Raw genomic sequence first — 15,756 nt, forward strand, 5'->3', positions numbered from 1 at the left:
CTGTGGTGACGTTCGCGCAGGCGCAGGAGCGCGCCGAGGAGTGGATCAACGCGGATCTGCCCGCCTACCAGCATCGCGAGGTGCGGGTCAGGGAGTTCGAGCTGGGCTTCGTCGTCTGGGCGGAGGACCGCGAGGACGGACCGAGGTCGGACGGCGGCCGGCAGCGGCTGGTGATCGCGCGGGACAGCGGTGAGGCGACGCTGTGGCCGGGGCTGCCGGTCGGTGAGGTGATCCGCCGTTACGAGGAGGAGTACGGCGCGCCGGCCGACGCGGGCCGGGGAGCGGCCCCCGCACCGCCGGAGCGCATCGATCTCAACCAGACGTCGTTCCTGCTCAGTCCGCCCGAGTGGCTGCAGGACGCGGCGGACCGGATGGGTCTGCCGAAGACGCCGGACACCTCCGGGGCGGGCGGCGGTCCGTCCGCACCCGGGCCGGCGGACGAGGCCGGGACGGCGGAGCCTCTGGGCCGCCCCGACGCGGCGGACCGGCCGGAGCCCGATCGCGAGCCGACGGCGCGGGACGGCGTGCCCGCGAGGACCCCGGCGGACAGCCCGTGGGCCGACGCGAACGCCGGCTCGGGCGGCGTGGACGGAGTGCCCCTGCCGGCGACGGTCTTCGCACCGCCGCTCTCGGGCGCGGACGACGAGGACACGCCACTCCCCATGGTGGGCGCCGACACCCCCACCGCGCTGATGTCCGGCGGCAGCGCGCTGCCGCCGACGGCGGTGGCTCCCCGGCTCGAACCCTCGCCCCCCGGCCCGGACGGTCCGGCGGACCGCGCCGCGCCCCCGGCCGCTCCCGGCACGCCGCCGCCCGCACCCGCGCCTCCCGGCGCTCCCGGGGCCGCGGACATCGCGGACGCGGCCACCAGCAAGGCGTCCGCGGCGCCGCGGACGCCCCGCGGCGGCACCGGGAACCCCCCGCCGCCGCCTCAGGCCCCCGGTACGCCCGGACGGCCCGCCGCGCCCTCCGGCGGCGGCGGTTACATCCCCACGCAACTCGTGCCGCAGCTCGGACCCGACGGGCCCCAGCCGCCCGGACCGCCCGCCCCGCCCACGCCCGAACAGCCGGTACACCAGGCGGCGACGATGCTCGCGCGCCCGCCCCAGGGCGGCCCCGGTGGGCCCCCGCCCCCGCCCCCGCCGCCGGGCGTGCCCGGCACGCCCCCGGGCGGGGTACCGCACGCGGCGACGGTGCTGGCCCAGCCCGGCCCCGGCGACACACCGGCCCCGCCCGGACCCCCCGGTGCGCCGGCCCCGCCCGGACCCGCCGGCGCCCACCACGCGGCGACGGTGCTGGCCCCGCCCGGCCCCGGGACGCCTCCGCCGCCCGCACCGGCGCCCGGCGCGCCCCCGGCGTACGGATACCCGCAGCAGCCGGCCGGCCCGCCGACCGTGGGCCCCGGCTACCAGGCCGTGCTGCGTTACCGCGCGCCGGACGGCTCCGAGGCGCAGATCATCCGGCGGTCCGCGCCGGGGACGCCGCACCCGGAGTGGCAGATCCTGCACGAGTTGCGCGCGATGAACGTGCCGCCGCAACAGGTGCTGGAACTGCACACCGAGCTGGAGTCCTGCGAGCTGCCCGGCGGTTACTGCGCGCGGATGATCCGGGAGACCTGGCCGCAGGCCCGGATCACCAACATCGCGCCGTACGGCCGTGACCACGCGGGCCGCCGCCAGGGCGTGCAGCAACTGCTCACTCATCAGGGCGAGTTGCATCAGGTCGCGGACGGTCCGGCCAGGCCCGCGCCGGTCCGTGCCCCGCTGCCGCAGGTGCAGCCGCTGCCGCCGGTCCCCCCGGAGGGAGTCGCTCAGGAGATGGCCGGCGCCTTCGGTCCGGGGATCTGCCGGTTCGACCAGCGGGCCGTGTCCCGGCAGGGCGTTCCGGAGATCGTGGCACTCACTCTCGTGTGGGCGGGCCTGCCGGCCGACTTCGGGCCGTTCTTCTGGGCGCAGCCGGCGCACCCGGTGGTGCCGACGCTGGCCGAACTCGCCGCCCAGCGGCAGATCCAGCCGGCCTCGGACGCGGGCTCGTACCTGGTGATCGGCTCGGACTTCGGGCGGGCGATCTGTGTGCAGTACGGGACCGCGCACATCGTCGCCGTGCCGGTCGAGGCCGGTCCGGGCGGGCAGCCGGTGCCGCCGCAGTTCGTGAACAGCGGCCTGCCGGAGTTCGCCCGCTGCATGGCACTGCTCGGCCGGATGTGGCGGCTGCGGTTCGGACTGAACCCGGAGCAGGCGGGCCGCTGGACAGTCGATTTCCAGGCGCAGTTGGCCATGCTGGATCCGGCCGCTCTGTCGTCGCCGGACACCTGGTGGTCGGTGCTCCTGGAGCAGATGTGGGACGGCCTCCTGTAGCGCGCGCGGACCGTGTCCGCTGGTGGCGGGCCGTGACGCGCGGAGTTCGCCGGACCGGCGGGGTCCACGGGCTCCGGCCCCGCGCCGCCGTTCCGGTGTGACCCTGGGCGCCCGACGTGTTCGTCACGCCGGGCGCCTTTTGTCCTTTCCCTGGTGTTCCGTGACGCATCCTTGGTCTGCGGGCCGTTCAGGAGGAAGGGGCGTCAGGGATGGATTTCGCCGTCGTACGGGGTGGCCGCGGGTACCGCCCCGAGCAGGTCGACCGCTTTCTGACCGCTCTCACCGTCGAACGGGACGCGGCCCGGGAACGTGTGGAGCGCCTGGCCGCCCTCGCCGAGGAGGCCGGGGCCGAGGCGGCGCGCCTGCGTGAGGCGGTCGCGGGCCTCGCGCCGCAGCGGTACGAGTCCCTCGGCGTGCGGGCCCGGCGCCTCCTCCTCCTGGCGGAGGAGGAGGCCGAGGCGCTGCCGGCGGCCGCGGCGGAGGCGGCGCGGGTGCTCGACGAGGAGGCCCGGACGGCGGGCGCCGCGGCGGCGGAGGCGGCGTGGGCGTACGCGGCCGAGACCGGGAAGGCCGCCGATTCGGCCGCCGGCGCGGTCTTGGCGGCGGCCCGCGCGGAGGCCGAGGCGCGGTGCGCGGAGGCCCGCCGGGAGGCGCGGGAACACGTGGGCCAGGCGCGGGCCGGCCTGGAGGAGACGGTGCGCCGGACCACGGCCCTGCTGGAGGGGCAGCGCGCCGAGCAGGCGTCGGTGCGGGAGCGGACCGAGCGGGCCGAGTCGGCGCGGGCGGCGGAGGCCGACGCCCGGCACGCCGAGCTCGACGCGGGCGCGCAGGCACGGCTGGCCGAGGCGCGGCGGGCCCTTGCCGAGGCCGAGGAGAACGCCCGGCACGGGCAGGAGGACGCGGCGGCGCGGGCGGCGGAACTGCTGGCAGGGGCCCGGACGCACCGGGAGCGCACCGAGCGCGAGACCGCGCGGACGCTGCGGGCGCACGAGGAGGCCCGCGAGGAGATCCAGGCGCACATGGAACACATCCGTAGTTCGCTGGCGACCCTGACGGGCCGATCCGGACCACGGGTGCCGGAGGGCGACGCGCCCCGCGACGGCACTCCGGGGCCGCGCGACGCAGAGCCGGCCGGCTGAGCTCCGGCCGGGTGGCGGCGCCCCGGTACGCCCGCCTCCGGCATGGCCGTCCCGGCGGCCGGAATGCCCGTACCGGCCCGCGTCCGTCTTCCGGCCCAGGCCACCCGGCAGGCGCCGGGCACCCCTTTCCCGGTCCCGCCTTTCCCGGCCCCCTCACGCAGGGCCGCCGCGCCTGCCTGGTTCCGCCCCGCCGCGCCCGTCCGCCCGCGGTCCGATGGGTCGTACATCCATGCCGCCCGTGCGTCCTCCCTCCTCCCTCTGCGGGGGGAGGACCCCTAAGGGGCTCTCCCCCAGAGAGGGCAGGGACCGGTCGTTCCGGCGGAGGACGAGAAGCGGTTCCCCCCGTCCTTAGCTTGTTCCTACGGGAAACCCCCGGGCGAAGACTGCGCCAGGCACCAGTGACCCGGCCACCCCGCACCTCGCAGACTCGTGGACGAGTCGGATCTGAACCAGGCATAGGAGACATACCGTGACTTCGGCTGTGACCATCCCCAAGCACGAGGGCGCCGCGAGGCGCACGGCGGTGGCCGCGCGGGCGCGGCAGGTCGTCAAGGCGTACGGAGCCGGTGAGACGCGGGTCGTCGCGCTGGACCACGTCGACGTGGACATCGCCCGCGGGCGGTTCACCGCCATCATGGGCCCGTCCGGGTCCGGCAAATCGACCCTGATGCACTGCCTCGCCGGCCTCGACACCGTCACCAGCGGACAGATCTTCCTCGACGAGACCGAGATCACCGGCCTGAAGGACAAGAAGCTCACCCGGCTGCGACGCGACCGGATCGGATTCATCTTCCAGTCGTTCAACCTGCTGCCGACACTGAACGCGCTCGAGAACATCACGTTGCCGATGGACATCGCCGGCCGCCGCGCGGACCGGGAATGGCTCGACCGGGTCGTCTCCACCGTCGGCCTGGCCGACCGCCTCGGACACCGGCCCACCCAGCTCTCCGGCGGCCAGCAGCAGCGCGTCGCGGTGGCCCGCGCACTCGCCGCCCGCCCCGAGATCATCTTCGGGGACGAGCCGACCGGCAACCTCGACTCCCGCGCCGGCGCCGAAGTCCTCGGCTTCCTGCGCCGGTCCGTGGACGAGCTCGGCCAGACCATCGTCATGGTCACCCACGACCCGGTGGCCGCCGGCTACGCCGACCGCGTCCTCTACCTCGCGGACGGCCGGATCGTCGACGAGATGCTGCGTCCCACCGCCGAGGCCGTCCTGGACCGCATGAAGGACTTCGACGCCCGGGGGCGCACGTCATGACCGTCCTGAAGACCTCACTGCGCAACTTCCTCGCGCACAAGGGCCGTATGGCACTGTCCGCCGTCGCCGTCCTGCTGTCCGTGGCGTTCGTGAGCGGCACGCTCGTGTTCACGGACACCATGAACACCACCTTCGACAAGCTCTTCGCGACGACCGCCTCGGACGTCACGCTGAGCCCGAAGACCGCCGACGGAGACGACACGCCGGGCACCGGCAGACCCGAGTCCTTCCCGGCCTCCGTCGTCGAGCGGGTCAGGAAGGCCGAGGGAGTCAAGGACGCCCAGGGGGCCGTGGTATCGCAGAGCGTGACCGTCGTCGACGGCCACGGCGAGAACGTCGGCCCCACCAGCGGCGCGCCGACCATCGCCGTCGGCTGGCGCGCCGACGAACTGCGCTCGGTGGAGATCACCTCCGGTCACGAGCCGCGCGGACCCACCGACGTGATGGTCGACGGAGGCACCGCCGGGAAGCACGGACTGAAGATCGGCGACGAGCTGCGCACCATCGCCGTCACCGGCGACTTCACCGCGAAGGTCTCCGGGATCGTCGACTTCAAGGTCACCAACCCCGGTGCCACCGTCGTCTACTTCGACACCGCCACCGCCCAGCGCGAACTGCTCGGCAAGGAGGGCCTGTTCACCCAGGTCACCGCCGACGCCCAGTCCGGTGTCACGCACGAGCGGCTGAAACGGAACATCGCCGCCGTGGTCGGCTCCGACTACAAGCTCCAGACCGCCGCCGAGGCCGCCGACGAGGGCCGCAAGGAGGTCGCGAGCTTCCTCGACGTCATGAAGTACGCCATGCTCGGCTTCGCCGGCGTCGCCTTCCTCGTCGGCATCTTCCTCATCGTCAACACCTTCTCGATGCTGGTCGCCCAGCGCACCCGCGAGATCGGCCTGATGCGCGCCATCGGAGCCGGCCGCGAGCAGGTCAACCGGTCCGTGCTGGTCGAGGCGCTGCTGCTCGGCATCGTCGGCTCGGTCGCCGGTGTCGCGGCGGGCGTGGGCCTCGCCGTCGGCCTGATGGAGTTCATGTCCTCCCTGGGCATGGAGCTTTCCACCCAGGACCTCACCGTGGCGTGGACGACCCCCGCCGTCGGTCTCCTCCTGGGGATCGTCGTCACCGTCGTCGCCGCCTACATCCCGGCCCGCCGGGCAGGCAAGATCTCCCCGATGGCCGCGCTGCGCGACGCCGGCACCCCGGCGGACGGCGCCGCGGGCCGGGTCCGCGGCGGGATCGGCCTGCTGCTCACGACGGCCGGCGCGGCGTGCCTGTGGACCGCGACCCAGGCCGAGAAGGCCGGCGTCGGCTCGCTGTGGCTCGGCGCGGGGATCGTGCTCTCCCTCGTCGGCTTCATCGTGATCGGCCCGCTGCTCTCCGGCGGGATCGTCCGGGCCGTCAGCCTCGTCGTGCTGCGGGTCTTCGGCCCCGTCGGCCGGATGGCCGAGCGCAACGCGTTGCGCAACCCGCGCCGTACGGGTGCCACCGGCGCCGCCCTGATGATCGGCCTGGCGTTGGTCGCGTGCCTGTCCGTGGTCGGCTCCTCGATGGTCGCCTCGGCCACCGAGGAACTGGACCGCTCGGTGGGCGCCGACTTCATCGTCCAGTCGGCCAACGGGCAGCCGATCGTCCCGCAGGCGCAGGCGGCCCTGGAGAAGACCCCGGGCCTGGACCACGTCACCGAGTACAAGTGGCTCGCGGTGAAGGTCACCGACCCGCGCGGCACCTCCGCCGAAGAAGAACTGGTCGCCGCCGACCCGACGTACGCGCAGGACGTGCGGCGCGCCACCACGTCAGGCCGGCTCGCCGACGCCTACGGCACGGCCGCCATGTCAGTCGGCAGCGACTACGCGGCCGAGCACGGCGTGCGGGTCGGCGACGAGCTGACCGTCGCCTTCACGGGCGGCCGGAGCGCGAAGCTGCGGGTCGCGGCGATCACCTCGGACACGAACAACATCGACAGGGGCGTGATGTACACGAACATCACGACTGCGGCCCGCTACCTGCCGGCCGAGCGGATGCCGCAGAGCGTGGTCATGTTCGCCGAGGCGCGCGACGGCGAGGAGACGGAGGCGTACGCCGCGCTCAAGAAGTCGCTCCAGCCGTACCCGCAGTACCAGGTGAGCAACCAGGCCGACTACAAGCAGGCGCTGAAGGACCAGGTCGGCCAGCTCCTGAACATCGTGTACGGGCTCCTCGCCCTGGCGATCATCGTCGCGATCCTGGGTGTGGTGAACACCCTGGCCCTGTCGGTGGTCGAGCGGACCCGGGAGATCGGCCTCCTGCGGGCCGTCGGGCTGTCGCGCCGCCAGCTGCGCCGCATGATCCGCCTGGAGTCGGTGGTCATCGCCCTGTTCGGGGCCCTGCTGGGGCTCGGCCTGGGCATGGGCTGGGGCACGGCGGCCCAGAAGCTGCTGGCTCTGGAGGGCCTGGGGGTGCTGGAGATCCCGTGGCCGACGATCCTGACGGTCTTCGTGGGGTCGGCCTTCGTGGGCCTGTTCGCGGCGCTCGTCCCGGCCTTCCGGGCCGGCCGGATGAACGTCCTGAACGCGATCGCCGCCGAGTAGCCGGCGGGCGCGTCTCGGGGCACGGGGGAGAGGAACGGGGGTACGGCCCCGGCGGGCATCGGTGAGACGCCCGCCGGGGCCGTCCGCCGTGCGCGCCCCGGACCCGCCTTCGTTCGCCTCATCGACCGGCCACCGGCCCCGGACCGCGGCCTTCCCCGGCGCCGCTCGTCGCGCGGCGGTCGGGTGACCGGCGGGCGTAGGCTGGAACCTCCCCCGGCCCGTGAGAGACGTGTCGGGCTGTCCGCGTTGCCCGTTCTGCCAGCCACCCCCGGGATGGAAGTCCATGAGCCTGCACGGTCTGCTCGACGTCGTCGTCAAGGACGCGGCCCTCGCCGAAGCGGTGAAGGCCGCAGCCGACGGCAACCGCTCCCATGTGGACCTGGTCGGCCCGCCCGCCGCGCGGCCCTTCGCGGTGGCCGCGCTCGCCCGCGAGACCGGCCGGCCGGTGCTCGCCGTGACCGCCACCGGCCGCGAGGCGGAGGACCTGGCGGCGGCCCTGCGCAGCGTTCTCGACCCGGACCGGGTCGTCGAGTACCCCGCGTGGGAGACACTCCCGCACGAGCGGCTCTCGCCGCGCTCCGACACCGTCGGCCGGCGCCTCGCCGTGCTGCGGCGCCTCGCCCACCCCTCGCCCGACGACCCCGCCGCCGGCCCGGTCTCGGTGGTCGTCGCGCCCATCAGGTCGGTGCTCCAGCCACAGGTCAAGGGCCTGGGCGACGTGGAACCCGTGGCCCTGCGGACCGGTCGGCAGGCCGATCTGAACGAGGTCGTCGAAGGGCTCGCGGCGGCTGCCTACGCCCGGGTGGAGCTGGTCGAGAAGCGCGGCGAGTTCGCCGTGCGCGGCGGCATCCTGGACGTTTTCCCGCCGACCGAGGAACACCCGCTCCGGATCGAGTTCTGGGGCGACGACATCGAGGAGATCCGCTACTTCAAGGTCGCCGACCAGCGCTCCCTCGAAGTCGCCGAACACGGTCTGTGGGCGCCGCCCTGCCGCGAGCTGCTGCTGACCGAGGACGTCCGGCACCGGGCGGCGGCGCTCGCCGAGCGCCACCCCGAGCTCGGCGACTTGCTCGGCAGGATCGCCGAGGGCATCGCGGTCGAGGGCATGGAGTCCCTGGCGCCCGTCCTGGTCGACGACATGGAACTGTTGATCGACGTCCTGCCGGAGGGCTCGATGGCCGTGGTCTGCGACCCGGAACGGGTCCGCACCCGGGCCGCGGACCTGGTGGCGACCTCCCAGGAGTTCCTCCAGGCGTCCTGGGCGGCCACGGCCGGCGGCGGCGAGGCGCCGATCGACGTCGGCGCCGCCTCCCTGTGGGGCATCGCCGACGTCCGCGACCGGGCGCGCGAGATCGGCATGATGTGGTGGTCGGTCTCCCCGTTCGCGGCGGACGCGACGGCCGACGACGGTGACACGCTGACGCTGGGCATGCGCGCCCCGGAGGCGTACCGGGGCGACACCGCCCGCGCGCTCGCCGACACCAAGGGCTGGCTGGCCGGCGGCTGGAGCACGGTCTACGTGACGGAGGCGCACGGTCCGGCCTCCCGGACCGCGGAGGTCCTCGGCGGCGAGGGCATCCCGGCACGGCTCGCCGCGGACCTCGCCGAGATCACGCCGTCCGTGGTGAACGTGTCCTGCGGCTCGATCGACTACGGCTTCGTCGACCCGGCGCTGAGGCTCGCCGTGCTGACCGAGACCGATCTGTCCGGGCAGAAGGCGGCGGGCAAGGACGGCCGGCGGATGCCCGCCAAGCGCCGCAAGACCATCGACCCGCTGACCCTGGAGGTCGGCGACTACATCGTCCACGAGCAGCACGGCGTCGGCCGGTACATCGAGATGGTCCAGCGCACGGTGCAGGGCGCCACCCGCGAGTACCTCCTCGTGGAGTACGCCCCGGCCAAGCGCGGCCAGCCCGGTGACCGGCTCTACATCCCCACCGACCAGCTGGAGCAGGTCACCAAGTACGTGGGTGGCGAGGCGCCGACCCTGCACCGGCTGGGCGGTGCGGACTGGACGAAGACCAAGGCGCGGGCGAAGAAGGCCGTCAAGGAGATCGCCGCCGACCTGATCAAGCTCTACAGCGCCCGGATGGCGGCGCCCGGCCACGCCTTCGGCGCGGACACCCCCTGGCAGCGGGAGCTGGAGGACGCCTTCCCGTACGCCGAGACGCCCGACCAGCTGTCCACCATCGCCGAGGTGAAGGAGGACATGGAGAAGACGGTCCCGATGGACCGGCTGATCTGCGGCGACGTCGGCTACGGCAAGACCGAGATCGCGGTGCGCGCCGCGTTCAAGGCCGTGCAGGACGGCAAGCAGGTCGCCGTCCTCGTCCCGACGACCCTGCTCGTGCAGCAGCACTTCGGCACGTTCTCGGAGCGGTACGCGCAGTTCCCCGTCGTCACACGGGCACTCAGCCGCTTCCAGACGGAGACCGAGTCGAAGGCGACGATGGAGGGCCTGAAGGACGGCTCGGTCGACATCGTCATCGGAACGCACCGGCTGTTCTCGTCCGAGACGAAGTTCAAGGACCTCGGTCTCGTCATCGTCGACGAGGAGCAGCGCTTCGGCGTCGAGCACAAGGAACAGCTGAAGAAGCTGCGGGCCGACGTCGACGTCCTGACGATGTCCGCCACTCCCATCCCGCGCACCCTGGAGATGGCGGTCACCGGCATCCGGGAGATGTCCACGATCACCACGCCGCCGGAGGAGCGGCACCCGGTGCTGACCTTCGTCGGTCCGTACGAGGAGAAGCAGATCGGCGCGGCGGTCCGCCGCGAGCTGCTCCGCGAGGGGCAGGTCTTCTACATCCACAACCGGGTCGAGTCGATCGACCGGGCGGCGGCGCGGCTGCGGGAGATCGTCCCGGAGGCGCGGATCGCGACCGCGCACGGCCAGATGGGCGAGAGCGCCCTGGAGCAGGTGGTGGTCGACTTCTGGGAGAAGAAGTTCGACGTGCTGGTCTCCACGACGATCGTCGAGTCCGGCATCGACATCTCCAACGCCAACACGCTGATCGTCGAACGCGGGGACAACTTCGGACTGTCGCAGCTGCACCAGCTGCGGGGCCGGGTCGGGCGTGGCCGCGAGCGCGGGTACGCCTACTTCCTGTACCCGCCGGAGAAGCCGCTGACCGAGACGGCGCACGAGCGGCTCGCGACCATCGCCCAGCACACCGAGATGGGCGCGGGCATGTACGTGGCCATGAAGGACCTGGAGATCCGCGGCGCGGGCAACCTGCTGGGCGGGGAGCAGTCCGGCCACATCGCGGGGGTGGGTTTCGACCTGTACGTACGGATGGTGGGCGAGGCGGTCGCGGACTACCGGGCACAGATGGAGGGCGGGGCGGAGGAGGAGCCCCCGCTGGAGGTCAAGATCGAGCTGCCGGTCGACGCGCACGTCCCGCACGCGTACGCGCCGGGCGAGCGACTGCGGCTCCAGGCGTACCGGGCGATCGCCTCCGCCGATTCCGAGGAGGACATCAGGGCGGTGCGGGAGGAGCTCACCGACCGCTACGGCAAGCTGCCGGAGCCCGTGGAGAACCTCCTCCTGGTCGCCGGTCTGCGGATGCTGGCCCGTGCCTGCGGGGTGGGCGAGATCGTGCTCCAGGGACCGAACATCCGCTTCGCGCCGGTGGAACTGCGCGAGTCCCAGGAACTGCGGCTGAAGCGTCTCCACCCGCGTACCGTGATCAAGCCCGCGGCGCACCAGATCCTGGTGCCGCGCCCGACGTCCGGCAAGATCGGCGGCAAGCCGGTGGTCGGGCGCGAACTGCTGGCGTGGACAGGAGAGTTCCTCACCACGATCCTGGGATCCTGACGCGGCGCCGGGCTGTCCCCCGGCCGTCGGCTCGCCCGGGGGCCCGCGGTCGCCCGCCTCGGAGTCGGCCGCCCGGTCGGAGGCCACCCGACAGGCTCTGAGGCGTGAGTGGTGTGTGTGGCCGGGGCGGAGCCTAGCGCCGGGCCGGGGCCGTGCGCCCTCGTGCGTCAACGCCGTTCGGGGGCCTTCAGCGCTGTCCCGCCCTCAGGGAAGGGCTCCGTCGTCCGGTGCGGGCCGGGCGTCGGCGGTGCCCGGACCCGGTGGACCGCCCTGGAAGAGCAGGCGGGTGAGGCTCCGGAACAGGTCCTCCGGATCGTCCGGATGCCCCGGGGGCGCGTGCCCTCGGCGGCGTCGTCCAGGTTGTGGGCCAGGAGCAGGGTGGCGAAGCCGTGGGCCAGGGACCAGGCGGCGATGCCCGCGGTGCGCGCGCCCGCGCGCCGCCCCGGGGTGTGGGCACCCGGGGCCGGCGCGCGGGGAGGGAATCAGCTCGGCGGCCGCTCCGGCTTGTCCGGCATGCCGAGCGAGCCCTCGACCCTCCGCTGTGCCTCGTCGACCTGGCCGGTGTGCTTGTCGTCGGTTCTCTCGTTCACCTTCTTCTCCGCTGCGTCGGAGGCATGGCGGGCCTTGTCGGGATGCTGGCCCATCATGTCCTTCAGCTTGTCCATGATCCCCATGGTCGTCGCGCTCCTTCGGGAAGGGGACATACGGCGCTTTCGACGCTACGCGCCCAGGGAGCGATCCGCGCGCCGGGAACGCCGCCGGGCTGGGTAGGGTCCGGGGGAGGCGCACACGCGCGAAGAGCGGGGGACCGGATGACCGGGGAACGTACGGGCAAGGGTCGGGAAGCCGGCGAGCGGGCGGGCGGCGCCGGGCGGCGACGGACCGCGCGGGCGACCGCCGGCGTCATGGCGGGCGCCGCCGTGATGGCGGGCGCGCTGACGGGCTGCACGGGTGACGGGATCGGCGGCGCGGGAAGTCCCGGCGTGTCGTCCGCACCCGCGGGGGGTGGCCCAGGAGCCAGTCCCCTCCGCAACCCGGACGGCACCGAACCGGGACTCGCCGCCCTCACCACGGAGGCGGACAGGGCCGACGCGCGCGAGCTCATCGAATCGCTCACCACGAAGGGGCGCGGGCCCAAGACGGGTTACGCGCGGGGGAAGTTCGGTTACGCGTGGATGGACACGGCGGACGGGGTACCGCTGGCGCGGAACGGCTGTGACACCCGGAACGACCTGCTGAAGCTCCATGGGCGCACTGTCCGGTTCCGCGACGGTTCCGACTGTGTGGTCGTGTCGATGGACCTGTACGACCCTTACACCGGCAAGGACATTTCCTGGAAGAAGGCGGAGGCCGCCGAGGTCCAGATAGACCACGTCGTCCCGCTCTCCTACAGCTGGCAGTTGGGCTCCGCCCGCTGGCCGGAGAGCAAGCGGAAGCAGCTCGCCAACGACGTCCTCAACCTGCTCCCGGTCGAGGGGCGGGCCAACGCGGCCAAGGGAGACTCCGGCCCCGCGACCTGGCTGCCGCCGAACAAGCCGATCCGGTGTGCCTACGCGGTCCGGTTCGCCCAGGTCGCCCTGAAGTACGAGCTGCCGGTGACGGTGGCGGACAAGCAGGCGATGCTGCGTCAGTGCGGCGGCTGACCCGCCCCTCCGGGCCGCGGTTTCCGGCGGGCGGGGCCTGCGAAAACCGGTGGGGTTTCCGTTCGGAGATCGTTAGCCTGCGCCCATGAACGTGACCGTGACCACGCTTGCCGAGCGCCCCGCGCTGCGGGAGGCCCTGTGGGCGATGAAGGACCTCTGGCCGGAGTTCACGCTGCACGACCCTGTCAGTTGGGCCTACATGGGGAGGATCGTCACCGAACTGCCGGAGTACGTGCTGGTGGCGACCGACGAGGCGGACGAGGTCGTCGCCCGTGCCGTCAGCGTGCCCTTCCGGCTCGACGCCGAAGGCCGCGGCGAGCTGCCGGACCGTGGCTGGGACGAGGTGATGCTCTGGGCGTTCTCCGACCTGCGGCACGGCCGCACCCCCGACACGGTCAGCGCGATCGAGGTGTGCGTGGCCACGGAGGCGCTCGGGCGGGGGCTGTCGGGACGGATGCTCGCCGCGATGCGGGACAACGCCCGCCGGCTCGGCTTCTCCGAGGTCGTCGCCCCGGTCCGGCCCAACGCCAAGCACCTGGACGCCGTTTCGTCCTTCCACGCGTACGTCCTCCGCACCCGGACGGAGGACGGTCTGCCGTACGATCCCTGGCTCCGTGTCCACGTCCGAGCGGGCGGCACGATCGAGTCGGTCGCCCCGGCCTCGATGACGGTGTCCGGCTCCCTGGAGCAGTGGCGCCGGTGGACCGGACTGCCGTTCGACACGGACGGTCCGGTGGCGGTTCCCGGCGCGCTGGTGCCGGTCCGGTGCGACACCGCGCGGGACCACGCCGTCTACGTCGAGCCGAACGTGTGGGTGCGCCACCGGCTGTGAACACCCGGGCGGCGGGTGGGGAAGCGCCCCGCGAGGGAGGCGCGGCGGGGGCACCGCCCCCTGTCACGGTCCCTCGTCACGCCTCCCTCACGGGGGCGCCGCCGGTACGGGCGGTCCCGGCCCGTTCACGGCCGGCCGGACGTCAGCCCAGTGCCTTCTCGTCGAGGACGTCCTCGGCCGGCGGGGCCTTCGCGTCGACCGGCTCGCCGTAGTCGGCGAAGGTGACGGTCCCGGGCTCGTCGCCGCCCGCCGTCACGACCTTCAGCAGGTAGGGCGTGCCCTCGGTGGCCACGTAGAGGGTGGTCTTCTCCTCGTCGAGCGCCTGCGTGAGCATGAGCGCCTTCTTCCCGCCGACCGTGGTCTCCCCGCCCTTCACGGCGAGGTTGACCCCCGTCTCGAACTGGCCGAGCAGCGCCTTCAGATCGCAGAGTTCGAGACTGTCGGCGGCCTCCGGGTCCGTCACCGGCGTCTTCATCCACCGCCCTCTGAGCTGCTTGACCACGGCCTCCTGGACCGCCGCGTCCTCGCCCTCCGCCTGCTCCCGCAGGAGCGCCTCGTCGAAGCGGAGGTAGGCGTCCTTCGCGTCGGGCTTGATCAGCTCGACGGTGCCCGTGGTCCCGAAGGTGAGGGTGCCGGCGCACCTGCCCTCGGTGTCCAGCGTGAGGTGTGCCTTCAGCGGGCCGTCGGCCGTCTTCGTCGCGACGTCCAGGGAGAGGGAGTCGGCGGTCTTCGTCGCGGCTATCGCCTTGTTGGCGATCTGTGGTCCGGTCAGGCTCCCGAAGGGGCCTTCGGCCCGTGTGCCGCCGGAGAACGGTCCGCAGGCGGTGACGCCCAGGGCGGTCGAGGCGCAGAGCGTGGCGGCGAGGGCCGCGTGGCGCGTGCGGCGGCGGGGGGTGGCGGGCATGGTGCGTTCTCCGGGATGCGAGGCGGTGGGTTCGACAGGTGCCGCGAGGCGGCGGGTGCGACACCCGCGCGGGGGCCTGCGGTGCGGGTGTGGGCGCGGGCGGTGCGGGTCGCGCGGTGCGGTGCGTGGTCCGGGGTGCCGGTGAGGTGTGCGGGCGGCCGGGCCGTGCCCGACAGGGGAGGGGGGCCTGAAGGCCCCCTCGGGGCGGCCGTGGTCAGCCGACCTTCAGCTCCCACTGGGAGGCGTTGTGCTCCAGTCCGGGGGACACCTCGACCGTGAGGTCGCCGGCGTCGGCCGGGGCGTCGAAGGCGAAGACGGCGGTGGCCTTCTTGCCGGGCAGGATCGTGCCGCTGAAGCCGCTGCCGACCTTCTCGTCGAAGATCTCCTCGGCGGTGACGCCGTCCTCGCCTGCGCGGGCGTCGGCCGTCACGAGTCCGGCGTCGAACTTCTCCTTGCCGCCGTTCTCGATCACCACGGTGACCTGGTACGCCTTGTTGCCCTTGGTGTGACCGACCGCGAACTCGCCGGGGGAGTAGGGCGTCGCCTTGGAGACCGTGACCTTCAGCTCGTCGTCGTAGACGGAGGTGTCGCCGGCCGCGAGGCCCTTGCCCTGCTCGCCCTGGTCGCCCGGGTCGTCGGCCGTCCCGGCGGCGGGCGTCTTGCCGGACGGGTCCTTGGGCGCGGCGTCCTCGACGGCCTTGTTGATCTCGTCGACCGCGTCGCTCACCGCCGTGAACGTGATCACGGCGCCGACGACCGAGAGGACCAGGGCCGCCAGGCCCAGCACGGCACCGGTCGTCGTCACGCCCTTGTTGTTCGCCTCGCCCCGCTTGACGCGGCCCCGTCCCACCAGGCCGAGGATCAGCGCGATCACGCCGAGGATTCCGGCCAGCCAGAAGAAGAGTGGAATGAGGCCGGAGACGGTGCCGATGATGCCGAGGATCAGGGCGGTGGTGCCGAGCCCGTTGCGCAGGGCGGCCGGCGAGGGCTGAGGCGCCTGCGGAGTCTGGGTGTCGTACGACATGCGTGTCCTCCCGGACATGGGGATGCGCGGAATGGGTGACCAAGGCTCCTTCCGGAGCCGGTTGTTCGATGGATCAATCACAACAGAGCCTGTGAACCGAGTCAACATCGTTCACATGAATTGAGTCGGATCACGACGTGAAGAGGTGAGTCTTGCGTTCATCAGTAAGATCGGGGCCACGACAGCGAGGCGAGCGGTACGAAGGGAGTCGGCCA

Annotated in this window: 10 protein-coding genes and 1 pseudogene; 7 read left to right on the forward strand and 4 right to left on the reverse strand. The window is 73.4% G+C overall.

Going from position 1 to position 15,756, the window contains the following annotated elements; genetic code table 11:
* Nucleotides 1-2: 2 nt before the first annotated feature.
* The 5 genes from OG393_RS19570 (at nt 3) to mfd (ending at nt 11,138) form a co-directional block, all read left to right on the forward strand.
* Entirely contained in the window at nt 3-2,357 is a 2,355-nt protein-coding gene (locus OG393_RS19570) for an SUKH-4 family immunity protein (protein WP_327375966.1), read from the forward strand.
* 209 nt (nt 2,358-2,566) lie between these two features.
* Nucleotides 2,567-3,496, forward strand: a complete 930-nt coding sequence (locus tag OG393_RS19575) for a cellulose-binding protein (RefSeq protein WP_327375967.1) — start codon at nt 2,567-2,569, stop codon at nt 3,494-3,496.
* Between the two features lie 469 nt (nt 3,497-3,965).
* The gene (locus OG393_RS19580; protein WP_442817327.1) at nt 3,966-4,754 is read left to right on the forward strand and encodes an ABC transporter ATP-binding protein; all 789 of its coding nucleotides are present in this window, start codon (nt 3,966-3,968) and stop codon (nt 4,752-4,754) included.
* A complete protein-coding gene (locus OG393_RS19585; protein WP_327375968.1) occupies nt 4,751-7,321 on the forward strand; it encodes an ABC transporter permease in 2,571 nt (856 codons plus the stop codon). Before OG393_RS19580 ends, OG393_RS19585 begins: the two co-directional genes overlap by 4 nt.
* A 283-nt stretch (nt 7,322-7,604) precedes the next feature.
* Entirely contained in the window at nt 7,605-11,138 is a 3,534-nt protein-coding gene (gene mfd, locus OG393_RS19590) for a transcription-repair coupling factor (RefSeq protein WP_327375969.1), read from the forward strand.
* Between the two features lie 204 nt (nt 11,139-11,342).
* Here mfd and OG393_RS19595 read toward each other — a convergent pair.
* A pseudogene (locus OG393_RS19595) lies at nt 11,343-11,581 on the reverse strand (hypothetical protein); the annotation flags it as partial.
* A 39-nt stretch (nt 11,582-11,620) separates the two neighbouring features.
* A complete protein-coding gene (locus OG393_RS19600) occupies nt 11,621-11,803 on the reverse strand; it encodes an antitoxin (RefSeq protein ID WP_442817328.1) in 183 nt (60 codons plus the stop codon).
* A gap of 240 nt (nt 11,804-12,043) precedes the next feature.
* Between OG393_RS19600 and OG393_RS19605 the strand changes: the two genes are divergently transcribed.
* Nucleotides 12,044-12,781 (forward strand): HNH endonuclease family protein, encoded by a 738-nt coding sequence (locus OG393_RS19605; RefSeq protein WP_327378480.1) that lies wholly within the window; start codon nt 12,044-12,046, stop codon nt 12,779-12,781.
* Between the two features lie 85 nt (nt 12,782-12,866).
* The gene (locus OG393_RS19610; protein ID WP_327375971.1) at nt 12,867-13,613 is read left to right on the forward strand and encodes an N-acetyltransferase; all 747 of its coding nucleotides are present in this window, start codon (nt 12,867-12,869) and stop codon (nt 13,611-13,613) included.
* 142 nt (nt 13,614-13,755) lie between these two features.
* Here the strand turns inward: OG393_RS19610 and OG393_RS19615 are convergent, their stop codons facing one another.
* A complete protein-coding gene (locus OG393_RS19615; protein ID WP_327375972.1) occupies nt 13,756-14,517 on the reverse strand; it encodes a hypothetical protein in 762 nt (253 codons plus the stop codon).
* Nucleotides 14,518-14,731: 214 nt separating this feature from the next.
* On the reverse strand, nt 14,732-15,541 hold the full coding sequence (locus OG393_RS19620) for a DUF4190 domain-containing protein (RefSeq protein WP_327375973.1): 810 nt from the start codon (nt 15,539-15,541) through the stop codon (nt 14,732-14,734).
* Between the last annotated feature and the right edge of the window lie 215 nt (nt 15,542-15,756).

It is taken from the genome of Streptomyces sp. NBC_01216 (assembly GCF_035994945.1).
In the GTDB taxonomy this organism is placed as follows: domain Bacteria; phylum Actinomycetota; class Actinomycetes; order Streptomycetales; family Streptomycetaceae; genus Streptomyces.